At 64.7% G+C, this 24,140-nt stretch carries 24 protein-coding genes and 1 pseudogene; 13 read left to right on the top strand and 12 right to left on the bottom strand.

Annotated elements, in window-relative coordinates:
- Window positions 1–32: 32 nt before the first annotated feature.
- Both C7411_RS27890 and C7411_RS27885 read right to left on the bottom strand, forming a co-directional pair.
- A complete protein-coding gene (locus tag C7411_RS27890; protein ID WP_373682776.1) occupies window positions 33–1,481 on the bottom strand; it encodes a circularly permuted type 2 ATP-grasp protein in 1,449 nt (482 codons plus the stop codon).
- Window positions 1,482–1,669: 188 nt separating this feature from the next.
- Window positions 1,670–2,329: a glutathione S-transferase family protein gene (locus C7411_RS27885; protein ID WP_110388864.1), complete on the bottom strand. Its 660-nt coding sequence runs from the start codon at window positions 2,327–2,329 to the stop codon at window positions 1,670–1,672.
- A gap of 24 nt (window positions 2,330–2,353) precedes the next feature.
- Here C7411_RS27885 and C7411_RS37660 point away from each other — a divergent pair, with 24 nt between their 5' ends.
- Both C7411_RS37660 and C7411_RS27880 read left to right on the top strand, forming a co-directional pair.
- Window positions 2,354–2,515, top strand: coding sequence for a hypothetical protein (locus C7411_RS37660; RefSeq protein ID WP_165822905.1), 162 nt, complete (start codon window positions 2,354–2,356; stop codon window positions 2,513–2,515).
- Window positions 2,516–2,641: 126 nt separating this feature from the next.
- A complete protein-coding gene (locus C7411_RS27880) occupies window positions 2,642–3,991 on the top strand; it encodes a polyhydroxyalkanoate depolymerase (RefSeq protein ID WP_110388863.1) in 1,350 nt (449 codons plus the stop codon).
- Between the two features lie 8 nt (window positions 3,992–3,999).
- Here the strand turns inward: C7411_RS27880 and C7411_RS27875 are convergent.
- Window positions 4,000–4,436: pseudogene (locus C7411_RS27875) on the bottom strand (cupin domain-containing protein).
- 207 nt (window positions 4,437–4,643) lie between these two features.
- Here C7411_RS27875 and C7411_RS27870 point away from each other — a divergent pair.
- Both C7411_RS27870 and C7411_RS27865 read left to right on the top strand, forming a co-directional pair.
- Window positions 4,644–5,756 (top strand): BMP family ABC transporter substrate-binding protein, encoded by a 1,113-nt coding sequence (locus tag C7411_RS27870; RefSeq protein ID WP_181431417.1) that lies wholly within the window; start codon window positions 4,644–4,646, stop codon window positions 5,754–5,756.
- Window positions 5,757–5,782: 26 nt separating this feature from the next.
- Window positions 5,783–6,319 (top strand): nucleoside deaminase, encoded by a 537-nt coding sequence (locus C7411_RS27865; RefSeq protein ID WP_110388862.1) that lies wholly within the window; start codon window positions 5,783–5,785, stop codon window positions 6,317–6,319.
- 197 nt (window positions 6,320–6,516) lie between these two features.
- Here C7411_RS27865 and C7411_RS27860 read toward each other — a convergent pair whose 3' ends face one another.
- Complete coding sequence (locus C7411_RS27860; protein ID WP_133253711.1) at window positions 6,517–6,732, bottom strand: hypothetical protein; 216 nt, start codon at window positions 6,730–6,732, stop codon at window positions 6,517–6,519.
- A gap of 45 nt (window positions 6,733–6,777) precedes the next feature.
- On the opposite strand from C7411_RS27860, the gene C7411_RS27855 reads away from it, so the two are divergent.
- Both C7411_RS27855 and C7411_RS27850 read left to right on the top strand, forming a co-directional pair.
- Window positions 6,778–7,545, top strand: a complete 768-nt coding sequence (locus C7411_RS27855) for a ParA family protein (RefSeq protein WP_110388860.1) — start codon at window positions 6,778–6,780, stop codon at window positions 7,543–7,545.
- 101 nt (window positions 7,546–7,646) lie between these two features.
- Entirely contained in the window at window positions 7,647–9,002 is a 1,356-nt protein-coding gene (locus tag C7411_RS27850; protein WP_243413376.1) for a tryptophan leader peptide, read from the top strand.
- A 23-nt stretch (window positions 9,003–9,025) separates the two neighbouring features.
- Here the strand turns inward: C7411_RS27850 and C7411_RS27845 are convergent, their stop codons facing one another.
- Both C7411_RS27845 and C7411_RS27840 read right to left on the bottom strand, forming a co-directional pair.
- Window positions 9,026–9,787 carry an ABC transporter permease gene (locus C7411_RS27845; protein ID WP_110388859.1) on the bottom strand — a complete coding sequence of 254 codons (762 nt, stop codon included), beginning with the start codon at window positions 9,785–9,787 and terminating at the stop codon, window positions 9,026–9,028.
- Window positions 9,784–10,776 carry an ABC transporter ATP-binding protein gene (locus C7411_RS27840; RefSeq protein ID WP_110388858.1) on the bottom strand — a complete coding sequence of 331 codons (993 nt, stop codon included), beginning with the start codon at window positions 10,774–10,776 and terminating at the stop codon, window positions 9,784–9,786. Before C7411_RS27840 ends, C7411_RS27845 begins: the two co-directional genes overlap by 4 nt.
- Window positions 10,777–10,947: 171 nt before the next feature.
- Here C7411_RS27840 and C7411_RS27835 point away from each other — a divergent pair, with 171 nt between their 5' ends.
- The 7 genes from C7411_RS27835 (at window position 10,948) to C7411_RS27805 (ending at window position 17,320) form a co-directional block, all read left to right on the top strand.
- A complete protein-coding gene (locus C7411_RS27835; protein WP_110388870.1) occupies window positions 10,948–11,697 on the top strand; it encodes an IclR family transcriptional regulator in 750 nt (249 codons plus the stop codon).
- 83 nt (window positions 11,698–11,780) lie between these two features.
- Window positions 11,781–12,536 carry a transporter substrate-binding domain-containing protein gene (locus C7411_RS27830; protein ID WP_110388857.1) on the top strand — a complete coding sequence of 252 codons (756 nt, stop codon included), beginning with the start codon at window positions 11,781–11,783 and terminating at the stop codon, window positions 12,534–12,536.
- A gap of 17 nt (window positions 12,537–12,553) precedes the next feature.
- Window positions 12,554–13,222, top strand: coding sequence for an amino acid ABC transporter permease (locus tag C7411_RS27825; protein ID WP_042270114.1), 669 nt, complete (start codon window positions 12,554–12,556; stop codon window positions 13,220–13,222).
- Window positions 13,219–13,986 (top strand): amino acid ABC transporter ATP-binding protein, encoded by a 768-nt coding sequence (locus C7411_RS27820; RefSeq protein WP_110388856.1) that lies wholly within the window; start codon window positions 13,219–13,221, stop codon window positions 13,984–13,986. Before C7411_RS27825 ends, C7411_RS27820 begins: the two co-directional genes overlap by 4 nt.
- Before the next feature lie 74 nt (window positions 13,987–14,060).
- Entirely contained in the window at window positions 14,061–15,452 is a 1,392-nt protein-coding gene (locus C7411_RS27815; protein ID WP_110388855.1) for a formimidoylglutamate deiminase, read from the top strand.
- A 26-nt stretch (window positions 15,453–15,478) separates the two neighbouring features.
- Window positions 15,479–16,288 (top strand): N-formylglutamate deformylase, encoded by an 810-nt coding sequence (gene hutG / locus C7411_RS27810; protein WP_110388854.1) that lies wholly within the window; start codon window positions 15,479–15,481, stop codon window positions 16,286–16,288.
- Window positions 16,289–16,516: 228 nt separating this feature from the next.
- Complete coding sequence (locus tag C7411_RS27805; protein WP_110388853.1) at window positions 16,517–17,320, top strand: transporter substrate-binding domain-containing protein; 804 nt, start codon at window positions 16,517–16,519, stop codon at window positions 17,318–17,320.
- A 70-nt stretch (window positions 17,321–17,390) separates the two neighbouring features.
- Here the strand turns inward: C7411_RS27805 and C7411_RS27800 are convergent, their stop codons facing one another.
- The 6 genes from C7411_RS27800 to C7411_RS27775 form a co-directional block, all read right to left on the bottom strand.
- On the bottom strand, window positions 17,391–18,713 hold the full coding sequence (locus tag C7411_RS27800) for a c-type cytochrome (RefSeq protein ID WP_110388852.1): 1,323 nt from the start codon (window positions 18,711–18,713) through the stop codon (window positions 17,391–17,393).
- A gap of 11 nt (window positions 18,714–18,724) precedes the next feature.
- A complete protein-coding gene (locus tag C7411_RS27795) occupies window positions 18,725–20,989 on the bottom strand; it encodes a xanthine dehydrogenase family protein molybdopterin-binding subunit (RefSeq protein WP_110388851.1) in 2,265 nt (754 codons plus the stop codon).
- A 1-nt stretch (window position 20,990) separates the two neighbouring features.
- Window positions 20,991–21,446: a (2Fe-2S)-binding protein gene (locus C7411_RS27790; protein WP_110388850.1), complete on the bottom strand. Its 456-nt coding sequence runs from the start codon at window positions 21,444–21,446 to the stop codon at window positions 20,991–20,993.
- Between the two features lie 397 nt (window positions 21,447–21,843).
- Entirely contained in the window at window positions 21,844–22,491 is a 648-nt protein-coding gene (locus tag C7411_RS27785; RefSeq protein ID WP_110388849.1) for a hypothetical protein, read from the bottom strand.
- Window positions 22,492–22,536: 45 nt separating this feature from the next.
- Window positions 22,537–23,871, bottom strand: coding sequence for a chloride channel protein (locus tag C7411_RS27780; RefSeq protein WP_221206456.1), 1,335 nt, complete (start codon window positions 23,869–23,871; stop codon window positions 22,537–22,539).
- Window positions 23,872–23,930: 59 nt separating this feature from the next.
- Window positions 23,931–24,140: MFS transporter (locus C7411_RS27775; protein ID WP_116603295.1), on the bottom strand; the 210-nt coding region annotated here is incomplete at its 5' end.

Here is a 24,140-nt window from a genome sequence, read left to right as displayed (position 1 = left end):
CACGCGCCGCTTGCGTTCGTCGATGCGCCGGCTCAGCGCTCGAGCACCCAGGTGTCCTTCGTGCCGCCGCCCTGCGAGGAATTGACCACGAGCGAGCCCTCGCGCAGCGCGACCCGCGTGAGCCCGCCCGGCACCATGCGGACTTCCTTGCCCGAGAGCACGAATGGGCGCAGGTCGATGTGGCGCGGCGCGACGCCTGTCTCGACCCACGTCGGGCAGGTGGAAAGCGAGAGCGTGGGCTGCGCGATGTACTTGTCCGGGTTGGCGACGAGCGCCGCGCGAAACGCCTCGATCTCGGCGCGCGTGGCAGCGGGGCCGATCAGCATGCCGTAGCCGCCCGCGCCGTGCGTTTCCTTCACGACCAGCTCGGGCAGATGGTCGAGCACGTAGTGCAGGTCGTCGGCCTTGCGGCACATCCACGTGGGCACGTTCTTGAGCAGCGGCTCCTCGCCCAGATAGAAGCGCACCATGTCGGGCACGTAGGGGTAGATCGACTTGTCGTCGGCCACGCCCGTGCCCACCGCGTTGCACAGCGTCACGTTGCCCTTGCGGTAGACGTTCATGAGGCCCGCCGCGCCGAGCGCCGAGTCGGAGCGGAACACGAGCGGATCGAGAAAGTCGTCGTCCACGCGCCGGTAGATCACGTCCACGCGCTGCGGACCCTGCGTGGTGCGCATATAGAGGTGGTCGTTCTCGACGAACAGGTCCTGGCCTTCCACGAGTTCGATGCCCATTTGCTGCGCGAGGAACGCGTGCTCGAAGTACGCCGAGTTGTACATGCCCGGCGTGAGCAGCACGACCGTGGGATTGTCCGAGCCCGAAGGCGCGGCGGCGCGCAGCGTGTCGAGCAGCAGGTCGGGGTAATGCGCGACGGGCGCCACGCGGTTGCGCACGAACAGATCGGGAAAGAGCCGCATCATCATCTTGCGGTTTTCCAGCATGTACGAGACGCCGGAGGGCACGCGCAGGTTGTCCTCCAGCACGTAGAACTCGCCTTCGCCGGCGCGCACGATATCGATGCCCGCGATATGCGCATAGATGTCGTGCGCGACGTTTACGCCCTGCATCTCGGGGCGATACTGCGCGTTGCGGAAGATCTGGTCGGCGGGCACGATGCCGCGCTTCACGATCTCCTGCTCGTGATAGATGTCGTGGAGGAAGCGGTTGAGCGCGTTCACGCGCTGGCGCAAGCCTCGCTCGAGCGTGTTCCACTCCTGGCGCTGGAAGATACGCGGGATCACGTCGAAGGGGATCGTGCGCTCGGTGCCCGCGCCCGTTTCGTCCTTTTCGCCATACACGGCGAAGGTGATGCCCACGCGCCGGAAGATGGCATCGGCTTCGGTGCGCTTCTTGAGCATCTGGTGCTCGCTCTGGCCGCGCATCCAGGCGAAGAATTCGCGGTAGTGGGCGCGCGGCTCGCCGGCCTGCGCGAACGTCGCGGCGGCCAGGCCTCGAACGTCGAACTCCCCGTACTCGAACATCTCGTTGAAGACTGTTTGCGTCATGCTCGTTTTTTCCGTTCGCTGTTCTTTGCGCGCGATGGTTCGTGTTGCTTCGCGCTTCTTCATACTGTTCGGTGATCGGGCTGCATGGGGTCAATGCAACTTCCATGCCGGTGCCGGACCTGCGAGCGCAAGCCCTCATGCCCGATGCTGGTGCGCGGCGACGCTCAGAATTCCATATCCAGTTCGTCGATGTCCTCGGTCTCCGACTGGGCTGCCGCGATCCATTCCGCAACATAAGGCTGCTTGAGCACGCGCATGCAGTAGTCGCCGATGTCGGGGTCGATCGGCACGTCATAGGTGAGCAGGCGCGTGACGACGGGCGCATACATCGCGTCCGCCGCGCCGATCTCGCCAAAGAGCCAGGGGCCGCCATACTTCTGCAGGCATTCGCGCCAGATCGTCACGATGCGCCCGATATCGTCCTGCGCGCGCGACCAGACGCGAAAGTTCGGGAAATGGCCGCGCAGGTTCATCGGCAGGGCGGAGCGCAATGCGCTGAAGCCCGAATGCATTTCCCCGCACACGGAGCGGCAGTGCGCGCGCGCCGTGCGGTCCGCGGGCAGCAGCTGCGCCTGCGGCTGGATCTCGTTGAGGTATTCGCAGATCGCGAGCGTGTCCCAGACCGTGATGCCGTCGTGGCGCAGGCAGGGAACGAGGATGGAAGGCGAGAGCAGCAGCAGCTCGGCGCGCGTGGCCGCGTCGTCGAGCGGCACCGTCACCGTGTCGAATTCGAGCCCCGCGAGCCTGGCAAGCAGCCAGCCGCGCATGGACCACGACGAATAGTTCCGGCTGCTGATCGTCAGGGTCGTATTCGTCTGACTCATGGAAAGCTCCTGAACGGTGAGGACATGACGGCAAACAGGGCGACGCTCGGCAAGCCGCATGCACCGAATGCGCGCATCGCCGCTGCATGCACCGCTCACGCCAACTGGCCGCACTACATTGCGGCATGCAGGGGAACCATCCCGCCGCTTGCCGCGCAGCGCCCGCGCCGTGCCGCCATGGCGTGACGCGCCGGCCAGGGCACGAGGGCTCGCGCACCCTGCCGGGCAGGTGCAAGCACTGTGCCAATGCACGCTTCTGGCATATGTATTGCCTGCTTCACTTCGCGTTCAAGACAATCGGGATCTTTGCCAATGAACCTGCTCGCCTATCTGGCCTACCAGACGTTCGCGGACTTGACGAGGTTCGGGCGTACTACCGCGTCGTTCTCCCGCGCGGCGCTCGCGGCGTGGCCCGCGCTCGCCTGCGGCTTCGATACGCGCTATCTCGATGCGTGGTGCGAGCAGATCGAGCTTGCCGGGCTCTCGCACACGCGTCCGCCGTTCGAAATCGATGGGGTGGAGGTGGATGGCGTGCGCACGCCGGTGACCGAAGCGGTCGTCAAGCGCACGCCGTTCGCCTCGCTGCTGCACTTTCGCAAGGACGTCGCCACGCCGCAGCCGCGCGTGCTGCTCGTCGCTCCCATGTCGGGGCACTTCGCGACGCTGCTGCGCGGCACCGTGCGCACCATGCTCGCCGACCACGACGTCTATATCACCGACTGGCACAACCCGCGCGACGTGCCTTTGTCGGCGGGGCGCTTCGGCTTCGACGAATACGTCGAGCACATCATGTCCTTCATTCGGCGCATCGGCCCCGATGCGCATCTGGTGGCGATCTGCCAGCCAACGGTCGCGGCGCTCGCCGCCGTCTCGCTGATGGCCGCCGACAACGATCCCGCGCAGCCCGCGAGCATGACGCTGATGGCGGGACCGATCGATTGCCGGGTGAATCCCACCAAGGTCAACGAACTCGCCAACAGCAAGCCGATCACGTGGTTCGAGCGCAATCTGATCAGCGTGGTGCCGGGCGGTTTTCCCGGCGCGCAACGTCGCGTGTATCCGGGCTTCGTGCAGCTCAGTGCGTTCATGTCGATGAACCTGGAGCGTCATCTCGCTTCGTTCGAGGAGATGCGCCACGAGCGGGCGAAGGGCGACCCCGCGAGGGCGGATGCGCTCAACGTGTTCTACCGTGAGTACTTCGCCACGTCCGATCTCACCGCGGAGTTCTACCTGGAAACCGTCAGATCGGTGTTTCAGGAATACGCCCTGCCGTTAGGCAAGCTCAAGGTGGGCGAGCGCCTCGTGGAACCGCACGCGATCCGCCGCACCGCGCTGCTCACGATCGAAGGCGAGAAGGACGATATCTGCGCAGTCGGCCAGACCGTTGCCGCCCATGATCTGTGCCGGGGGCTGCGCCCTTATATGAAGACGCATCATGTGCAGACGGGCGTGGGCCACTACGGCGTATTCAACGGCCGCCGCTGGGACACGCAGATTTACCCGCTCGTGCGCTCGACTATTCACGACCACGAACCGCGCGCACGGCGCATCGCGGCGCCGGAGGCGATGGGCGACGATCAGGTGACCCTGCGCGCACTGCTCGACGCCGAGGCGCATGCCGCAACGGCGATCAGCCGCGCCGCTGAAGCGCAACCCAAATAGGGCGTGCGTTACGTAGCGGGACTCGTTTGCCAGGGCGTCGGCGCGGGCACGGCGCAGGGCGCTTGCACATCGATCGACTTGAAGTCGGCGGGGCTCACGATTTCGAGGTACTCCATGTCGGGCGAGTAATCGAAGAGGTAATGGGCGATGCCCGGCGCCTGATGCACGCAGTCGCCCGCTTCGACGAGCGTTTCCTTGTCGCCGTACATGAAGCGCGCCCAGCCCTTGAGCATGATGACGATATGAAAGTCTGCCTCATGCCGGTGCCAGCCCGTGCCCAGTTCCGGCGCAAGATTTGCCCTGACGAGTTGCGCGACCACCTTGCCGTGCGTGGCTTCGGCGATGCCCAGGTCACGATAGACAAGAAGTCGCGCAGGCCGCCGCCCGTGAATGAGGTGTCCTGCGGCTTGACGTGCGAAAAATCCGTGGCGAATGCGGTTTGCATGGCAGGTCTCCCGAGCGCAAAGGTTGAAAGGGCAACGGGATTGGCAAGCACGAGGCGTTCCAGCGCGAGGCGGTGGACGCTTGCGTGCTTCGACGACGCATTGAGCGTTATATCGATTCCGTTATTCGTCACATAATGAATCGAAATTTCGGCCTCAATTTTGACTGACCACTATTCGACCTTCTCATTCCCTGTTTTGGAGACCTCATGGCAACAAGATTCGGTGGCGCGGCAGTGCGCTCACTACGCCTCATGGCTGCGCTTTTCGCCACGCTCGGCGCCTGGGTCGCGTTGAGCCCCACTGCCGCCGCTGCGGCCCCGATGGGCGTTGCGTTCGTCTATCTCGGCAACCCCGGTGACGCAGGCTGGACTTACGCGCACGAACAGGGCGTCAAGGCGATCGAAGCGAAGTTCGGCGACAAGATCAAGGTCACGCGCGTCGAGAACGTGCCCGAATCCGCCGACTCGGAGCGCGTGTTTCGCGACCTCGCGAGCAAGGGCAACAAGATTATCGTGGGCTCCAGCTTCGGCTTTCAGGATTTCGAACTGAAGACTGCGAAGGATTATCCCGACGTCGTCTTCGAGCATGCGACGGGATACAAGAAGGCCGCGAACTTCGCGACCTACGACGTGCGCACGTACCAGAGCGCGTATCTGGCCGGTCTCGTTGGCGGCTATACGACGAAGACGAATACGCTCGGCTTTGTCGCCTCGGTGCCGGTGCCCGAAGTGGTGCGCAACATCAACGCCTTCACCATGGGCGCGCGATCGGTCAATCCGAATGCGAAGGTCAAGGTCATCTGGATCAATAGCTGGTTCGATCCGGGTAAGGAGAAACAGGCGGCCGAAACGCTGATCGGCCAGGGCGCGGACGTGCTGATCCAGAACACCGACTCGACGGCGACGATGCAGACGGCCGAGCAGAAGAAAGTGCATGCGTTCGGTTGGGACTCCGACATGAAGAAGTTCGGCCCGAATGCCCAGCTGGGTGCTTGCGTGAGTTACTGGGGCGTCTATTACTCTCACCTGATCGAACAGGTGCAGGCCGGCACGTGGACCAACACGCCGACGTGGTGGGGCCTCAAGGAAAAAGCCATCGACCTCGCCGACATCAATACCGCAGCCGTATCGCCTGCCGCGCAGAAGGCGCTCGCGCAAAAGCGCGACGACATCATCGCCGGCAAATTCGATCCGTTCGCGGGACCGATCAAGGATCAGAGCGGCGCGATCAAGGTGGCGGCGGGCACGTCGCTGCCCGACGCCGAGCTGCTGCGGCTGAACTGGTTCGTGCAGGGCGTGGACGGCGCGTTGCCGAAATAACATCGGCAACAAGGAGGAGACGCGCTTTGAGCCTGACCATTTCCCCGCAACAGAGCGCATCGGCATTCCCTGAGCAAGGGCTCGCGCCGACGCGCGAACAGATCGTCCGCCATTTGCGGCACGCGAGCGTGGTTGCGCAACGTGCGACGCAGTTGGGCCATCACCCGTTTGGCGCCATTCTCGTCGGGCCCGATCAGGAATCGGTTCTCATCGAACAGGGTAATGTCGATACCGTTAATCATGCGGAAGCCGTGCTCGCGCGCATCGCCGCGCTCAACTTCACGCCGCAATACTTGTGGAGTTGCACGCTCTATACGACGGTCGAGCCGTGCTGCATGTGCGCGGGCACGGCCTATTGGGCGAACATCGGGCGCGTGGTGTTCGGCATGACCGAAGAGCGGTTGCTGCAGGCTACGGGCAATCACGCGGAGAACCCGACAATGAGTGTGTCGTCGCGTTATGTTTTCGATCATTGCCAGAAGCGCGTCGACCTGATCGGGCCCGTAGCCGAGATCGAGGAGGAAGTGATGCGGGTGCAGCGCAAATTCTGGGGACACTCGTGAGCCGTCACTTCATGTCGTAATCACACGAAATTGCGCTGTAAGTCACCTGACCTATGCTTGATGTACCGGCGTACATTTGAAAAGGAGAAAAGCAAATGAAAGCTCGGCGCATCTTTGCAGCCCTGTTGGCTGTATCGTTTGTCCTGGCGCTGCCAGCAACCGCCAGTTACGCATGCGACGGTACGGGTTATAACCAGTCAGGCGGCGCGGGAAAATGAAGCGGTGATATAACCGGGCCCTGTTATTAGCGTGAACAGGCCCTGGCCATCTACCAGGAAAACCCAGGAAAACCCAGGAAAACCCAGGAAAACCCAGGAAAACCCAGGAAAACCCAGGAAAACCCAGGAAAACCCAGGAAAACAGGAAAACCGCCACCAGGAATCTTTTTGCACCGCCGCATCGGGTATGCTCATCCTCATCCATCTCATCGAATGAGAGAGAAACAGGGGCGCGAAGACATGCGGCGTGTGGTGTTCAATCAGAAGGGTGGCGTAGGCAAGTCAACGATCGTTTGCAATCTCGCTGCAATCAGCGCGAATGAGGGACGGCGTACGCTCGTCATCGACCTCGACGCGCAGGCAAATTCGAGCCAGTACCTGCTCGGCGCGGCTTCCACCGGCGCGAAGCCCAACGTCGCCGACTTCTTCGAAACCGCGCTGACGTTCAGCTTCCGACCGGTCGAGGTCACGTCGTTCATTCATTCGACACCCTTCGAGAATCTGGACGTGATGCCCGCGCATCCCGATCTCGACACGCTGCACGGGAAGCTCGAGTCGCGCTACAAGATCTACAAGCTGCGCGATGCGCTCAAGGAACTCGACATGTACGATGCGATTTACATCGACACGCCGCCTGCGTTGAACTTCTACACGCGCTCGGCGCTGATCGCGGTCGAGCGCTGTCTCATTCCATTCGACTGCGACGACTTCTCGCGCCGCGCACTCTACACGCTGCTCGAGAACGTGAAGGAAATTCAGCAGGATCACAATGCCGGGCTCACGGTCGAAGGCATCGTCATCAACCAGTTCCAGCCGCGCGCGAGCCTGCCGCAAAAACTCGTCGACGAACTCGTCGACGAAGGGTTGCCGGTGCTGTCGTCGCGGCTGTCTTCGTCGGTGAAGATTCGCGAATCGCATCAGCAGGCCAGGCCCGTCGTTCACCTCGATCCGGCCCATAAGCTCACACGCGAATTCGTCGCGCTCCATCGGGAATTGAGCGGGGCTTGAAGGGCAAGCGCGGACATCACCGGTTTACGCCCTCGGCGGAGTGTGCAAGTATCCCTCGCAGCGAGTCGCACCGAGACTCTTGCTCTCTTGCGAGGTGCAGAATGGACTGGAGGTTCTGGAAGACAGAGAAGCGCCAGGAAGAGGCGCGCAACTGGCCCGGCGATACGCATGAATCGATACGCCAGCTCCTGAGCATGTACCAGGGCGTCGGCACGCCGCCGTTCACGAACTGGGCCGCGCCCGGCATCGCATTCACTCCCGCAGTCGAATCGATCGCCCAAAATGGGGTCAAGGGCTATCAGCTTGCCCTCTGGTTCTGGCTCTTTGCTGAGAAGCACGGCACCATCGCGGCGAGAATGGCCCGCGAAACGTTCTGCCTGCTAGCCGATGCGGCGCAGCCGTCGTCGGGAGACGCGATCGACGCGCTCCTCGATCAGGAAAACCGCCTCGCGCACGCTGTCGAGGCGATTTCCGCCGGGCAGCGGGCGTTCAGCCTGGAAGGCCTGAGCATCGAACTGCCGATGGAATTCTTTCTGGCCACCGGCACGCTCAGGCTCAGGCCCGATTCGCCTTATGCGGGCGATGCGGCGGCCTCCCTGCAAGGCAACGACTACAAGCTGGCGGACTGCTTTCGCCATGCGACTGACGAAGCGCTGGCCGTTTTCCGGCCGATGATCCAGGCGGTCGAGTTCGACGCGAAATCGTTGCCCAACTGGAAATGGAGCGCCCGTCCGGGCGCGGCTGAGCGGCATCTGCAGCGGCGCTACGGCAATCCGCTCTTTCCGCTGCACCGGCAGATGGTGACGGCGCACGACGTGCATGAGGCGCGTCTTGCCGACAACCAGGCGCTGCAGGATATTCGCAACGAACTCAATGAAGTGAGGCGCGCTTTCTTCGAAAAGCCGGAGTTGCCGTTGAACTGGCTGGCGTACCTCGAAGGTTACCGGGACGAGGTGGACAGGCTGGATGAACGCCGGCTCGTCGCGGGTGGGCAGAACGCTGCGCTCGGCGAAGCGATAGCGGCGCTGCGTGCCGACATTCTGGCGCCGTGGCGCGCCGAGATTCAGAAGAATCGCCACAGCCTCGCCACGCTCGAACAGGACGAAGCGCGCAGGGCCGAGAGGCGCGCACTGCTGTACGGCTGCGACTGGACCGCGCAACTGCTGAGTCACGGCTCGCTGATCCCGCCGGACGAAGTCGTTCCCGCTTTGCTGAGCGAATCTCCCCCGGACCTGGAGCGGGCGGTGACCGGTCTGCAGTCGGAGCCGCGCCTGCATGAGACGCTGGCTCACTGCCGGGCCGTTGCGCATCGGCTCGTGAACGAGCTGCGCGCGGCAGGCCACAACTTCCCCGATATGACCGACAAGCTGCGTATTCTGGACGGCTCGTTCGACGCGCCCCTGAACGGCCCGCAGGCCCGGCCGCTCGACGGCGCGCCGGGACAGCTGCCAGCCTGAAGTTCGAGGCGGGCGCCCTGGCGTCAGGTTTTCAGCCGGTAGCCCGTCTTGAAGATCCACGCGGTGATCGCGAGGAACAAGGCGAGAAAGGCGGCTGTCATGCCGAGACTCACGCCGACGTCGACATCCGCGAGCCCGTAGAAGCTCCAGCGAAAACCGCTGATGAGATAGACGATCGGGTTGAATAGCGTGATCACCTTCCACGCCGTCGGCAGCATGTCGACCGAGTAGAAGGCGCCGCCGAGGAAGGTCAGCGGCGTGATGACGAGAAGCGGCACGATCTGCAGCTTCTCGAAGTTGTCCGCCCAGATGCCGATGATGAAACCGAGCAGGCTGAACGTGACCGCGGTGAGCAGCAGGAACAGCGCCATCCACAGGGGATGCTGGATCTGGATCGGCACGAAGAGCGCCGCGGTCGCGAGGATGATGAGCCCGAGCACGACCGACTTGGTCGCCGCCGCGCCGACATAGCTGACCACGATTTCGAGGTAGGACACGGGCGCGGAGAGCAGTTCGTAGATCGTGCCCGTGAAGCGCGGGAAGTAGATGCCGAACGACGCGTTCGAGATGCTCTGCGAAAGCAGCGACAGCATGATCAGGCCCGGCACGATGAACGCGCCGTAGCTGACGCCGTTCACTTCCTTGATGCGCGAGCCGATAGCGGAGCCGAATACGATGAAGTAGAGCGAGGTCGAAATGACCGGCGCGACAATGCTCTGCATCAGCGTGCGCCGCGTGCGCGCCATTTCGAACCGGTAGATGGCGCGAATTGCGTAGTGGTTCATCGGGAGGTTACCTGTCTTTTGCCGTCTTCTGCGACCGAAGCTGGGGCGGGCCGTGAAGGGGCCGCCGGGTCCTGGTGGACGAGACTCACGAAGATGTCCTCCAGCGAACTCTGGCTCGTTTTCAGGTCCGTGAAGCCGATGCCCGCCTCGTTCAGGTTCTTCAGCAGCGCGATGATGTCGTTGCGTTCGCTCTCGCTGTCGTAGGTATAGGTGAGTTCGGCGCCGCCGTCGGCCAGCTCCAGCCCCCAGGCGGCGAGGCCGTCCGGAATGGCGCCCAGCGGGGCGTCGAGCTGCAACGTCAGCTGTTTGCGGCCGAGCTTGCGCATGAGCACGTCCTTGTGCTCGACGAGCATGATCTTGCCCGCGTTGATGACGCCGATGCGGTCGGCCATCTCCTCCGCCTCGTCGATGTAGTGCGTCGTCAGGATGATCGTCACGCCATTCGCCTTGAGGCCGCGCACGAGTTCCCACATGTCGCGGCGCAGCTCGACGTCCACCCCCGCCGTCGGCTCGTCCAGAAACAGGACTTGCGGCTCGTGCGCGAGCGCCTTCGCGATCAGCACGCGGCGTTTCATGCCGCCCGAGAGCGTCATGATCTTGTTGTTGCGCTTCTCCCACAGCGAGAGGTCGCGCAGCACGCGCTCGACATACGCGGGGTTGGGCGCCTTGCCGAACAGGCCGCGGCTGAACGATACGGTGGCCCAGACCGTTTCGAACGCGTCGGTCGTCAGCTCCTGAGGCACGAGGCCGATCAGCGAGCGCGCGGCGCGGTAGTCGGCGACGATATCGTGACCGGCCACGCGCACACTGCCTTCGCTCGCATTGACGATGCCGCAGACGATGCTGATCAGTGTCGTCTTGCCCGCGCCGTTCGGTCCCAGCAGCGCGAAGATCTCGCCTCGCGCAATGTCCAGATTGATGTTCGTGAGTGCCCGGAGTCCCGATGCATAGACTTTCGAGAGATTCTCGATGGAGAGGATCGTTTGCATGTGCGTGACATTACCAGAAGCGGGCAAAAGACATCGGGCGGACCCACGCGGGGACATCGGACATCCCAGGGAAAACCCTCCCATTTCATTCCCATTCGCTGGGAATCGTATTTTTGATTTCCGGGAGTGACGTGGCATGCTGAGTGCATCGATTCAGCCTTCGACGTCCAGGTGAAACAGGAACCCGGTGTTACCGGCGCAGAGCGCCTGCTACTCGTGCTTTCGGCACTCGCGAGCCGCGGCAAGGCGATGTCCGCGAAGGACATGCTCGCGGCTACGGGGCTCGCGCAAAGCACCCTTTATCGCCAGGTCGCGGTGCTCAAGCGCTGGGGCTTCGTGACCGAAGACGCCGGCTACTACGCGCCGGGCCCCATCAGTCTGCAGCTTGCGCTCGGCTTCGACGTCAATTCGCTGCTCGTCGAATCGAGCCGCGAAGGCATGCTGCAACTCGCGCGGACTTCGCAGGAGAGCGTTGGGCTCGTCGTTGCCGTGAACGACCAGGTGGTCTGCCTCGAAATGGTCGAAAGCACGCATTCGCTGCGCTGTTCGTTCGAGAAGGGGCGCGCGGTGCCGCTCAAGGCCGGGGCGTCGGCCAGGTCATTGCTCGCGTTCATGCATGAAAAGGCGCGCGGCGAGACGCTCGAGCGCATCTTCGCCGGCGACCCTCAAGGCCGCGCCGCCATGGAGGCGGAACTGGAGCAGATTCGCGCGCGCGGCTACGCGGTAAGCGAAAGCGAAGTCGACCCCGGCGTGTGGGGCGTGAGTGCGCCTGTGTTCCGGCGCGTTGCGCGCGGCGTGCTTGCCAACGCATCGATTACCTTGATGGCGCCGACCTCGCGCGTGGCGGGCCGCGAGCCGCAGCTCGCCGACTGGACCTTGCGCACCGCACACGGCATCTCCGCCCGCCTGCAGACCGATTGACCGCAACGAACGAAGCCAACGCACGAAGACAAAGAACGAAGCCCAAATCCGCAGCGCCTCGACAAACCACACAGGAGTCCAACATGAAACTGCACAAACTGCTGTCCGCCACGTGCGTCGCCCTCGCGATGTTCGCCGCCGCCGCTCCCGGCACCGCGAGCGCGCAGGCGCAGAACGTCCTCCAGGTTGCGACCGATGCGACCTTCCCGCCGATGGAGTTCACGGAAAACGGTCAGCGCACCGGGTTCGACGTCGACCTGATGAACGCGCTCGCCAAGGCAATGGGCAAGCAGGTTCAGTGGACCGACATCGACTTCAAGGGGCTGATTCCGGGCCTCATCGCGCACCGCTTCGACGTCGCGATCTCCGGCATCTACATCACGCCTGAACGCAGCCAGGTGGTGGACTTCACGCAGCCGTATTTCGCGGGCGGCCTCGTCGCGCTCGTGAAGGCCGACTCGCCCATCAAGACGCTCGCCGATCTCGACGGAAAGAAGGTCTCGGTGCAGGTCGGCACGAAGTCGGTGAACTTCCTGCGCGACAACTACCCGAAGGTGACGCGCGTCGAGGTCGAGAAGAACCAGGAAATGTTCGACCTCGTCGGCATTGGCCGCGCCGACGCCGCCGTGACCGGCAAGCCCGCCGCGTACCAGTTCGCCCGCACGCGCGCGGGATTTCGCGTGCTCGACACGGAACTGACGAAGGAAGCCTATGGCATTGCCGTGCGGAAGGACGAGCCGCAACTGCGCGATGCGCTGAATGCCGCGCTTGCGAAGATCAAGGCGGACGGCACCTACGCCCAGATCGTGAACAAGTGGTTCGGCACGAGTTCGAAGTGACCCGGCGGATCTGATCGATGCAACTCGACTTCTCTCCGGCTATCGCCGGCTGGGCCGACATCGCACACGGCGCGCTGGTGACGGTGGAAGTGACCGCCGCCGCGCTCGTGCTCAGCTGCATGCTTGGCCTCCTGATCGGCATCGGCCGGCTCGCGCCGCAAAGGCGGCTCATTTACGGCTTCTGCACGGGCTACCTCGTGTTCTTTCGCGGCACGCCGCTGCTCGTGCAGCTGTTCCTGCTCTTTTTCGGACTGCCGCAGTTCAACATCCTGCTGCCGGCGTTCGTCTGCGGCATGCTGGGGCTGGGGCTCTATTCGGCGGCCTATGTCTCGGAGATCGTGCGCGGCGCGATCCAGTCCGTCGATCGCGGGCAGATGGAAGCCGCGCGTTCGATCGGCATGTCGGCGGCGCAGGCCATGCGCGCGATCATCCTGCCGCAGGCCGTGGTTCGCATGATTCCGCCGCTCGGCAACGAATTCATCGCGCTCATCAAGAATTCCGCGCTGGTCTCGCTGCTGACGATCGACGACCTGATGCATGAAGGCCAGAAGATCATCAGCGTTTCGTATCGCTCGCTGGAGGTGTACCTCGTGATTGCGCTCGTCTATCTCGTGCTCACGCAGACGACAAATTATGCGCTGCATCGAGTCGAGCGCCGCTTGCGCGCGGGAGGGATGGTGCAATGAGCGCGAAACAGGAACCGATCGTCAGCATTCGCGGGCTCAAGAAGTCGTTTGGCTCGCACCTCGTGCTCAACGGCATCGACTTCGACATTCAGCCGCAACAGGTGGTCGTGGTGATCGGCCCGAGCGGTTCGGGCAAGAGCACGTTCCTGCGCTGCTGCAACGGGCTCGAGCAGCCCGAGGGCGGCACCATCGATATCTGCGGTCATCGCCTCGTGGAAAACGGCGCGATGCTCAAGGACCGCGCGCTCAATGCGCTGCGTACCGAAGTCGGCATGGTGTTCCAGTCGTTCAACCTGTTTCCGCACCTCTCGGTGCTGCACAACATCACGGTCGGGCCGCGCATGCTGCGCGGGGCATCGAAGGCGCAAGCCGAGTCCGCCGCGCTTGCGTTGCTCGAGAAAGTCGGGCTCGCGCACAAGGCGCATGGTATGCCGGCGAGCCTTTCGGGCGGGCAGAAGCAGCGTGTGGCCATTGCGCGCGCGCTGGCCATGCAGCCGCGCGTGATGCTGTTCGACGAGCCGACTTCTGCGCTCGACCCGGAGCTGGTCGGCGAAGTCTTGCAGGTCATGAAGCTGCTGGCTTCCGAGGGCATGACCATGGTGGTCGTCACGCACGAGATGGGCTTCGCGAAGGAAGTGGCCGATGTCGTGGTCGTGATGGATGGCGGCGAGATCGTCGAGGCGGGACCGCCTTCGACGATCTTCACCGCGCCGGCACAACCGCGCACGCGCAGTTTCCTGCAAGCGGTGTTGTCGCGCGTATGAGCCGCTCGTCCGTACCGTCACAATCGATATCGCGCGCGCCTGATTCGAGGGGCGCCCCGATTTCCCCGCTTTCCATGACGAATGCGCTCTTCGCGGACCATGCGTACCTGCCCGGCGGCTGGCGCCGCAACGTGCTGCTCGAATGGGACGCCACGGGCACGCTGCGCGGCGTGACGCCCGACCTCGCGAATGCGCCGAGCGGCGTTGCGCGCGCGCCGGGGCCGATCGTGCCTGGCATGCCTAATCTTCATTCGCATGCTTTCCAGCGAGCGATGGCAGGCCTCACCGAATATCGCGCGAATCCCACCGACAGCTTCTGGAGCTGGCGTGACCTGATGTACCGGTTCGCCGCGCGCCTCACGCCCGACGATCTTGCCGCGGTCGCGAGCTGGCTTTACGTGGAAATGCTCAAGGCCGGCTACACGTCCGTCTGCGAGTTTCACTACGTGCATCACGCGCAAGACGGCCAGCGCTATGCGAGCCCCGCCGAACTGGCGCAGCGTGTGGTCGACGCAGCGAGCGCGACCGGCATCGGCATGACCATGCTGCCCGTGCTCTACCAGTACAGCGGCTTCGGCGCGCAAACGCCGCGTGACGATCAGCGCCGCTTCATCAACACGCCGGAACAGTTGCTCGGCATCGTCGAGGCGCTGCGTGCGTGGCGGCCCGAGCACGGCGCGTTGCGCTACGGCGTTGCACCACATTCGCTGCGCGCGGTTTCACACGACTCGTTGCGCGCGCTGCTGGAAGGCCTGGACCACGCGCTTCCTGGCGCGCCCGTGCATATCCACATCGCCGAACAGACGGCCGAAGTCGAGGCTTGCCTCGCGACAGAAGGTGCGCGGCCGGTGCAATGGCTCCTCGACCGGTTCGACGTGAACGCGCGCTGGTGCCTCGTCCATGCCACGCATATCGATGCGCGGGAGACCGCCGCGCTCGCCCAGAGCGGTGCGATTGCGGGCTTGTGCCTCACGACCGAAGCGAATCTCGGTGACGGCATTTTCCCCACGCGCGAGTATCTCGATGCGGGCGGCGCGTTCGGCATCGGCTCGGACAGCCATATCGGCGTGGACTGGCGCGCCGAATTGCGCTTGCTCGAATACGGGCAGCGGCTCGCGCAGCGCGAACGCAACGTGCTCGCGTCGGCGGGGAACGCGCAGGTTGCCGACCGTCTTTTCGACGCGGCGCTCGCAGGCGGCGCGCGCGCGACGGGGCGCGCGGTGGGCGCGTTGCGCCAGGGCGCCCGCGCGGATTGGCTCGTGCTCGACGCGCAGCATCCGAATCTCGCGCAGCAGACGCCGCAAAGCTGGCTATCCTCAGTGGTGTTCTGCGAGCACGGCGAGACGCCGGTGCGCGACGTCTATGTGGGCGGCGAGCAAGTCGTCGCGCAGCGCCGCCACCGCGACGAAACGCGGCTGTACGCCGGCTATCGCAAGGCGTTGAACCATCTCCTCGCTGGCGCTTGAGTGCGCGGCCAACCGGACGGAACCCCATGACCGACCTCTTTACGCTCGAACGCGGCACGGCGCCGCTGCTGATCTCGATTCCCCACCTCGGCACGCAGATTCCCGAGGCGCTGCGCGACGCTTATACGGACATTGCGCTCACGGTTGCCGATACCGACTGGCATCTCGACCGGCTCTATGCGTTTGCAAAGACGTTGGGCGCGACGATACTCGGTGCGCGCGTGTCGCGCTATGTGATCGACCTGAACCGGCCGCCCAACGACGAAAGCCTGTACCCGGGGCAGACGACGACTTCGCTGTGCCCGACTGAAACGTTCCGCGGCGAGGCGCTCTATCGCGAGGGCCGCGCGCCCGCTGCGCACGAGCGCCAACGCCGCGTCGCCGCGTACTGGCAGCCATATCACGACGCGCTGCGCGCCGAGCTGCAGCGTCTGCGCGCGCAGCACGCCAACGTGCTGCTGTGGGAAGCGCATTCGATTGCAAGCGTGCTGCCGCGGCTATTCGACGGCAAGCTGCCCGATTTGAACATCGGCACGCAGGACGGGCGCACGGCAGCGGCGGCGGTGCAGGCGGCGGTCGAGCGCGCGGCGGCTGCGAGCGGCTTCACGTGGATCGCGAATGGCCGGTTCAAGGGCGGCTACAACACGCGTCGTTACGGCGCGCCGCAGGATGGCGTGCATGCCGTGCAACTCGAAATGTGCCAGTCGACGTACATGAGCGAGGCAGCGCCGTTCGACTACGCGCCGTCGCTCGCCCAGAAAGTCGGGCCGGTGGTGAGCAGGATGGTGGGCGCAGCGTTGGAGGCCGTGACGGCGATGAACGCCTGCGCCGGCTGATTGCGCCGCGCGCAAACGCGCTGTTAAGCGAATCCCTGCATTTCAGGCGGCGGCCGGAATCGAAGGCGATTTGCCCCGTTTCGCGCGCCGCACAGCGCGGGAAAGTCCTCAGTTGTGCAGGCTACGATCGCGTTGCCGATCGTAGTATCCTCTAGCGACGCGGCCTCGGGGGGCGCTGATGTGCCGTCGCGAAGCAGTGCAGACATCCACATAAAGAGGAGAGGTTGAATGAAGTTGACGAAGCTCCTGTTCACAAGCGCGCTTGCCGTATCGGCACTTGGATTTACCGCCATTTCCGCCCATGCGGAAGATCTGCTGGATTCGGTCAAACAGGCCGGGGTGCTCAAAATCGGTCTGGAGGGCACCTATCCCCCGTTCGATTCCCGTGACAGCAAGGGCGAACTCGTTGGCTTCGACGTGGATGTGGCGAAGGCCGTGGCGGCCAAACTTGGGGTCAAGCCCGAGTTCATTCCCACCGAGTGGAGCGGCATTATTGCGGCGCTGCAGGCCGGCAAGTTCGACGTGATCGTCAATCAGGTGACCGTCACGCCGCAACGCCAGCAGGCGCTCGACTTCAGCCAGCCGTACACGTACTCGGCCGCGCAATTGATCCAGCGCTCCGACGACAAACGCGAATTCAAGACGCTCGACGCATTCAAGGGCGACAAGAAGCTCGGCGTGACGCTCGGCACCAACTATGACCAGATGGCGCGCGCCGTGCCCGGCATCAACGTGCAGACGTATCCCGGCGCGCCCGAGAAGCTGCGCGACCTGGCCGCGAAGCGCATCGACGCGACGATGGACGACCGCCTGATGCTGCCGTACATCATCAAGACGTCGAATCTGCCCCTGCGTCCAGGCGCCGTGTTGCCGGGCGCCGATCAGCAAATGGCCATTCCGTTCCGCAAGGGCAATCCGAAGTTCGAGAAGGCGATCAACGACGCGCTCACCTCGCTCAAGCAGGACGGCACGCTCAAGAAGATCTCCATGCAGTGGTTCGGCCAGGACGTGACGCAACCGCTCGCTCACTAACGTTGCGGGCGTTTTGCGACACTCGCGCCGGCCGCCTTCATGGCCGGCGCGATCGCTTCGACACTTCTTCCTACCGCGGCGCCTGCGTCCTCGTGCGCATCTTCGCGACCTCCGCCGCGCCCACCCCGCCTGCCTGGTTGTTCCACCCCGCGCGCACGAACGTGAGTACGTCGGCGATCTGCTTGTCGCTCAGGACATCTGCATAAGCGGGCATGGGGTATGGCGCGGGCATGCCCTGGATCACGAGAGCGCCGGTGCCGTTGAGCGTGACGTTGATGAGTGACGACGCGTCCTTCGCGAGCACGTTCGGATTGCCGGCGAGCGGCGCGAACATCGGCGCGAAGCCACGGCCGTCGGCGCCGTGGCAATGCATGCAGTACGCCGTGTAGACGCGCGCACCCGCATCGTTCGCCGGACGCGAGAGCGACACCTTCGTCGCCTGCGCGTCATAGGCATACGCCGGTCCGCCGTCGTCGCCCTTCGCCGGCAGCGACTTCAGGTAGACCGCGATCGCGTTGACGTCCGCGTCGTTCATGGCCTGGGTGCTCTTGTTGATCACATCGGTCATCGCGCCGAACGCGGAGGCGTGCTGGTTCGCGCCCGTCTTCAGGAACTGCGCGAGGTCCGCTTCGCTCCAGCGGCCGAGGCCCGTGTTGTGCGCGCCGGTCAGGTTCGAGGCGAACCAGCCGTCGAGCACGGCGCCCGTGAGCCAGGCGTCGCCGCTTTCGTCGAGCGCCTTCTCGTTGAAGCCGACGCCGCGCGGCGTGTGGCACGAGCCGCAATGGCCGAGACCCTGCACGAGGTACGCGCCGCGGTTCCACGCGACGTCCTTGCCCGCTTTGTCCTGATAAGCGCCCTTGTCGAGAAAGACAGCGTTCCAGATCTTGAGCGGCCAGCGCATGTTCATCGGCCACTTGATGTCGGCGTCGCGGTTGCTCTGCTTGACCGGCTGCACGCCCTGCATGAAGTACGCGTAGAGCGCGGCAATGTCTTCGTCGCGCACCTTCGCGTACGAGGGGTAGGGCATCGCCGGATAGAGGTTGTGGCCGTCTCTCGCGACGCCCTCGCGCAGGGCGCGCGCGAAGTCCGCTTGCGTATAGCCGCCAATGCCGGTGTCCGGGTCGGGCGTGATATTGGTCGAGTAGATGCGTCCAAGCGGCGTGTTCATCGGCAGGCCGCCGGCAAACGGCTTGCCGTGCGGCGCCGTGTGGCACGCCGCGCAGTCGCCCACGGCGGCGAGGTAGGCGCCGTGCTGGACCGTGGCGGCGTCCGCTGCGCTCGCGGCGAGGGCGGGGCGCGCGCTCACGCACGCGAATGCCGCTAGCGCGAGCGTGGCACCGGCAAAGCGGCGCAGGCCGCGGGCGCGTTGGGATGCGTCGATTGTCCTGGTCATGGTTCGCTCCCTCAAGCCGACTGCGCGGACGCGCCCGCGTTCATGAGCTGGCGGCCCACGGGCAAGTGCCGCAGACGTTTTCCGGTCGCCGCGTAGATCGCGTTCATCACGGCCGGTATGACCGCCGCGGTGCCGGGCTCGCCGATCCCGCCGGGCGCTTCGGCGCTCTTCACCAGATGGACTTCGATCAGCGGCATCTGGTCGATGCGCATCACTCGATAGTCGGTGAAGTTGGTTTGCGTGACGCGTCCGCGCTCGATCGTAATCTCGCCCCACAGCGCGGCCGTGATGCCGAACACGATGCCGCCCTGGATCTGCGCCTCGATGGTCTCGGGATTCACGGCCATGCCGCAATCCACGGCGCACACCACGCGGTTCACGCGCACCTCGCCGTCGTCGACGGTAACGTCTGCGACCATGCTCATGAAGCTGCCGAACGCGTGCATGACCGAAACGCCGCGCCCCTGCCCCTTCGGCATGGGCGGTCCCCAGTTTGCAGCGCGCGTGGCCGCGTCGAGCACACCCAGCGCGCGCGGCGACTTGCCGAGCAGATTGCGGCGGTAAGTGACCGGATCGGTTTTCGCGGCCACGGCCAGTTCGTCGACGAAGCTCTCCACCACGAACGTGCTGCGCGTGGGCCCCACGCCGCGCCAGAACGCTGTGGGCACCGCGCGCGGCTCCTGGCGCACGTATTCGATCAACTGGTTCGGCAGGTCGTAGGGCAGATCGGCGGCGACTTCCACCGCGTCGGGGTCGACGCCGTGCTGGAACGCGGGGGGAGCAAAGCGCGCCATGATCGAGGAGCCCGCGATGCGGTGCTGCCAGGCGACGGGCTTGCCGTTCGCGTCGAGCCCGGCCGAGATGCTGTCGTAGTAATACGGCCGGTACATGTCGTGCTGAATGTCCTCTTCGCGCGTGTAGAACACCTTCACCGGCACCTTGAGTTGTTTGCCGATCTTGAGCGCCTGGGTGATGGCATCGACTTCGAGCCGCCTCCCGAAGCCGCCGCCAAGCAGATGATTGTGCAGCGTGACCTGTTCGGGCTTCAGACCCGTGACGGCAACGGCCGCATCCACGGCGCGCGTGGGCACCTGGGTGCCCACCCAGATTTCGCAGCCATCGGGCTGCACGTTGACCGTGCAGTTGATCGGCTCCATCGTTGCGTGTGCAAGGAATGGCTGCTGATAAACGGCATCGATGCGCGTTTTTGCGGTGCCGAACCCCTGCTGCACGTCGCCGTCCTTGCGTGCGACGGCGCCCTCGCGTTGCGAGGCGCTCGCGAGATCGGCGACGATCTGCTGCATCGAAACGTTCGCGCCCGCGCCCTCGTTCCACTCGACGACGAGCGCCGCAGCGCCCCGTTTGGCGGCCCACGTGTGTGCGCCGATCACGGCCACCGCATTGTCGATCTTCACGACCTGCGTGACGCCGGGGACCTGCAACGCGTGCGTGTCGTCGACCTTCGCGGGCGTACCGCCGAACACGGGGCAGTTCACGATGGCCGCGTAGACCATCCCCGGCAGGCGCACGTCGAGGCCGAAAAGCGCCGAGCCGTCCACCTTCTCGGGCGAGTCGAGGCGCTTTGTGGGCTTGCCGATCAGCGTGAAGGCTTTCGGGTCCTTGAGCGCCACTTTCTGCGGCACGGGCAGACGGGCGGCCGCGTCGACGAGCTGGCCATAGGCGATGCGCCGGCCGCTTGCGTCGTGCAGCACCTCGCCCGCCTTGGCGTGGCAAGTGGCGGGATCGACCTGCCATTGTTGCGCCGCCGCCTGGATCAGAACGGTGCGCGCGGCGGCGCCCGCTTCGCGCATGGGTTGCCAGGCAAAGCGAATCGACGTCGAGCCGCCCGTGAGTTGACCGCCCAGCAGCGGGTCGGTGAAGAGCTTCGCATTGGGCGGCGCGTGATCGATCGTGACGCTATCGAGCGGCACTTCGAGCTCTTCCGCGATCAGCATCGGAATCGAGGTGTAGACGCCTTGCCCCATCTCCACCTTCGGGACGATCAGCGTGACCTTGCCCGAGCGGTCGATCTGCACGAATGCGTTCGGCTCGAACACGCCGTCTTGCGGGGCTTCGTTGCCGTCGCCGCCCACGACCGATTGACGCCTCTGGCTGTCGCCCTGCGCGCCGGCAGAAAAGCTGATGCCGAGCAGCAGGCCGCCGCCCGCTGCCGCGCCGAGCTTGAGAAACGCGCGGCGCGAGAATGGGCCGCTCACGGCGACATGCTGCCTGCGTTGCGGCGCGCCGTTTTGCGCGTCGAGGAGACCCTGTGACATGTCAGGCCTCCTTCGCGGCTTGTTTGATGGCGGCGCGAATGCGCGCATAGGTACCACAGCGGCAGATGTTGCCCGCCATGGCGGCGTCGATATCCGCGTCGCTCGGGTTCGGATTCGTGGCGATGAGTGCCGTCGCCGACATCACCTGCCCCGATTGACAGTAGCCGCACTGCACGACGTCGATTTCGCGCCAGGCCTTCTGCACTTTCTGTCCAGCGGGCGTTGCGCCAATGGCCTCGATGGTGGTGATCTTGCGGCCCGCAACGGCGGCGACGGGCAGCACGCACGAACGCGCGGCCTCGCCGTCGAGATGCACCGTGCATGCGCCGCACTGTGCAATGCCGCAGCCGAACTTCGTGCCGGTGAGGCCGACGATGTCGCGCAGGACCCAGAGCAGCGGCATGTCGGGCGGCGCGTCGACGGTATGCGTTTCTCCGTTGATTGTTAATGTCGTCATGGAGCGGCTCTCCGAAAGTGGGGATTTGTCGTTCTCGATAATGCAATCGAAGCGTCCGCGCGCCGGCTGTTCCGCGTGGCCCGCCTAATGGGCGGGCCAAAGCGCAGGCCCGTGGGCACGGCCCTTCGACAACCGCACGAGTGTAGCGCCGCCGTTAAATGTGTGCAGAAAACGGGCCGCCTGGGAGATGCGGACAAAAAACCTGGCAACCTGGAGGTAGTTCATGGACTCGCACGAAGAGGGCATTCGAGCGGTTCGGCGGCTGCGGCTTCGGCATCGCGCGCCGTAGAGAGTTCGCAAAGCTCAGGATTGCCTCGCGGTGGTCCCAGCCAGCCGTACCGGTTATGCGCGTGCCGTATCGGCGCAGCCAGGGCGGCGCTGCGGTCACGCCCGTCGTTCACCTACTGTTGCGCGTATTGCGCTCGATCGCGGTCAGCAGCAACAACAGGACGAGGAAGCCTGCCAGTGCGAGGAGCGTTCCCAGCGATGCCCCGAGCTGTTCGCTTCTGCCGCGCGCGGCCTGCATGGCGCTTTGGGCGTCTCCAATGCGCTCGATCTTGACCCGGGCGTACTGGTTCATGGCCGCCGCGACATACCGCTCGCGATTGTCCCATTCCCAGCTTGCCGCATGCTGCGTTGCCCGCACGACGATGTCGGAGAGCTCGTCCAGAAACTGCTGCCGGTCGGCCAGGGGGACGCTGGCCAGCCATGCCTCGAGCAGCGGCTGACTCGCATTGTCCTGACTCAATACGGTACGCAATGGAGCGGGAATCAGGAATCCCGCCGCGCCAGGCACGTTTACTGTGGGGTAGCTGCCGTTCGCGCTGTCATTTGACAGGGCATCGTTCGCCGCTTCCGAACCCGGTATCGAGGAGAGAACTTCGCTGGCACTCAGTGGAGGATCTGCGGTGACAGCAGTCTTTCCCGGAAGCGCGAGTGCGAACATCAGTGCAATCATGGCCAGCACGGCCCCCACGAGGGCGATGAGACACAGCACGTGTGCCATGCCCAGCAGGCGCCTCTCCAGCTTGTCCGCAATTTTCATGTCGTTCCCGTTGAAATCAGCTCCGGCGCGGTGCCGGCATTGACTTTACGGCTCCCGCAGGTAACGCTGCGCGAGCGCTTCGTACAGGGGCGGCGCGAACAGGCGCGAGACGCGGCTCGCGATGAGCGCCGTGGCCATCAATGAAATGACGAGCGCGTGCCCGTTGATCATCTCGATGACAATCACGAACGCCGTAATCGGACTCTGCGTGACCGCCGCGAGATAGCCGACCATGCCGAGCGCGATGAGCATCGGGAGTTGCATCTGCGAGAACACCATGTGCACCGTGTTGCCGATGCCCGACCCGATCGCGAGCGAAGGGGCGAAGAGACCGCCCGGCGCGCCAGGCAGGTACGATCCCACCATCGATACCATCTTCAGGACCGGGTATGCCGCGCTGACGTGCGCAGTACCCTCGAGCATGCTGCGTGCTTCGGCATAGCCGCTGCCGAAAGTGTGGCCGTGCGTCAGCACGCCAACGACCGCGATGACGAGGCCGCTGAAGGCGCCAAACAGCACCGGCCGCTTCCCGCGCAGTTCGAGCAGCGGTCCCGGCATCCAGCGCTTCGTATTGAGCAGCAGCCAGCAAAAGCAGCCGCCAAGCAAGCCTGCAATCACACCGATCAGCAGGACGGCGAGGCTGAGCCATTGGGGCAGTCCCGAGCCGATATCGATCGTGCCGAAGTACACGTAGTTACCCTGGATTCCCAGCGAGACGACGCCGGCAAAAATGATGGCCGTAATCAGCACGCCGCTCGTGCGCTGCTCGAAGCTGCGCATGAGTTCCTCGATGGCGAACACCACGCCCGCGAGCGGCGCGTTGAATGCTGCGGACAGGCCTGCGGCTGCACCCGCGAGAGCGAGCCTGCGTTCCAGCACGCCCGGGCGGATTGCAAGGAAACGCCGGGGGTAGAAACGCCTCAGGCTGAACATCAGGGCGGCGCCGACGTGAATGGTGGGTCCTTCGCGGCCGATCGTAAATCCACCGAGAATGGCCAGAAAGGAGATGAAGATCTTGCCGACGAGGATCCGCAGCGTGAGTAGTCGGGGGCCGAGTTCGTCCGGCCCGTGAAGCATGGCGATGACCTGCGGGATGCCGCTGCCTTCCGAGCCGTCAAAGAAGCGCCGCGTGAGCCAGACCGTGACGGCACCTGTGGCGGGCGCTACAAGTAGAGGCAACCAGAAGTGCTCGGCGGCGTAACGCAGGAACAGGCCGTAGCCGAAATCGATCAGCTTCGCGTAGAGCACGGCGATGAGGCCGACAGAGATCGCCCCGAGCCAGAATACCCCGTAATGGAGCCATAGCCGGTTGGCTCGCTGCAGCGCTCGCCGGTCAATCAGCCCGAACATGCGCACGATCTGTATCCCCTGCTTTTCCATGCTGATTTTCCGGACAATTCCATCGCCGGCCTCATGTCGCTCAGGAGGAGGAGGGCAACTCAGGCCCTGCGCAGCGGCGGCGCCTTCATGTTGAGTGCGATGACGAGCCAGCACAAGACGAGCCCAGAGCACGTGTAAAAGACGGCGCTCGCGCCTTCGTGCTTGAGGATCCATCCGCCCGCCACGCCGCCGAGCGCGAGCCCGATCGACTGCGTGGTGTTGTACACGCCCGTGGCCGCGCCCTTGCGGTTGCCCGGCGCGAGCTTCGA

This window comes from Paraburkholderia silvatlantica (assembly GCF_003096715.1).
Lineage (GTDB): Bacteria > Pseudomonadota > Gammaproteobacteria > Burkholderiales > Burkholderiaceae > Paraburkholderia > Paraburkholderia silvatlantica.
This window is presented reverse-complemented; position numbering and strand designations above follow the sequence as displayed.

What these genes read in the sequence shown, in the direction of transcription:
- C7411_RS27890 (WP_373682776.1), bottom strand. Translation starts at nt 1,481, where the DNA reads ATGTTCGAGTACGGGGAGTTCGACGTTCGAGGCCTGGCCGCCGCGACG.
- C7411_RS27885 (WP_110388864.1), bottom strand. Translation starts at nt 2,329, where the DNA reads ATGAGTCAGACGAATACGACCCTGACGATCAGCAGCCGGAACTATTCG.
- C7411_RS37660 (WP_165822905.1), top strand. Translation starts at nt 2,354, where the DNA reads ATGACGGCAAACAGGGCGACGCTCGGCAAGCCGCATGCACCGAATGCG.
- C7411_RS27880 (WP_110388863.1), top strand. Translation starts at nt 2,642, where the DNA reads ATGAACCTGCTCGCCTATCTGGCCTACCAGACGTTCGCGGACTTGACG.
- C7411_RS27870 (WP_181431417.1), top strand. Translation starts at nt 4,644, where the DNA reads ATGGCAACAAGATTCGGTGGCGCGGCAGTGCGCTCACTACGCCTCATG.
- C7411_RS27860 (WP_133253711.1), bottom strand. Translation starts at nt 6,732, where the DNA reads ATGAGCATACCCGATGCGGCGGTGCAAAAAGATTCCTGGTGGCGGTTT.
- C7411_RS27855 (WP_110388860.1), top strand. Translation starts at nt 6,778, where the DNA reads ATGCGGCGTGTGGTGTTCAATCAGAAGGGTGGCGTAGGCAAGTCAACG.
- C7411_RS27850 (WP_243413376.1), top strand. Translation starts at nt 7,647, where the DNA reads ATGGACTGGAGGTTCTGGAAGACAGAGAAGCGCCAGGAAGAGGCGCGC.
- C7411_RS27845 (WP_110388859.1), bottom strand. Translation starts at nt 9,787, where the DNA reads ATGAACCACTACGCAATTCGCGCCATCTACCGGTTCGAAATGGCGCGC.
- C7411_RS27840 (WP_110388858.1), bottom strand. Translation starts at nt 10,776, where the DNA reads ATGCAAACGATCCTCTCCATCGAGAATCTCTCGAAAGTCTATGCATCG.
- C7411_RS27830 (WP_110388857.1), top strand. Translation starts at nt 11,781, where the DNA reads ATGAAACTGCACAAACTGCTGTCCGCCACGTGCGTCGCCCTCGCGATG.
- C7411_RS27825 (WP_042270114.1), top strand. Translation starts at nt 12,554, where the DNA reads ATGCAACTCGACTTCTCTCCGGCTATCGCCGGCTGGGCCGACATCGCA.
- C7411_RS27820 (WP_110388856.1), top strand. Translation starts at nt 13,219, where the DNA reads ATGAGCGCGAAACAGGAACCGATCGTCAGCATTCGCGGGCTCAAGAAG.
- C7411_RS27815 (WP_110388855.1), top strand. Translation starts at nt 14,061, where the DNA reads ATGACGAATGCGCTCTTCGCGGACCATGCGTACCTGCCCGGCGGCTGG.
- hutG (WP_110388854.1), top strand. Translation starts at nt 15,479, where the DNA reads ATGACCGACCTCTTTACGCTCGAACGCGGCACGGCGCCGCTGCTGATC.
- C7411_RS27805 (WP_110388853.1), top strand. Translation starts at nt 16,517, where the DNA reads ATGAAGTTGACGAAGCTCCTGTTCACAAGCGCGCTTGCCGTATCGGCA.
- C7411_RS27800 (WP_110388852.1), bottom strand. Translation starts at nt 18,713, where the DNA reads ATGACCAGGACAATCGACGCATCCCAACGCGCCCGCGGCCTGCGCCGC.
- C7411_RS27795 (WP_110388851.1), bottom strand. Translation starts at nt 20,989, where the DNA reads ATGTCACAGGGTCTCCTCGACGCGCAAAACGGCGCGCCGCAACGCAGG.
- C7411_RS27790 (WP_110388850.1), bottom strand. Translation starts at nt 21,446, where the DNA reads ATGACGACATTAACAATCAACGGAGAAACGCATACCGTCGACGCGCCG.
- C7411_RS27785 (WP_110388849.1), bottom strand. Translation starts at nt 22,491, where the DNA reads ATGAAAATTGCGGACAAGCTGGAGAGGCGCCTGCTGGGCATGGCACAC.
- C7411_RS27780 (WP_221206456.1), bottom strand. Translation starts at nt 23,871, where the DNA reads ATGGAAAAGCAGGGGATACAGATCGTGCGCATGTTCGGGCTGATTGAC.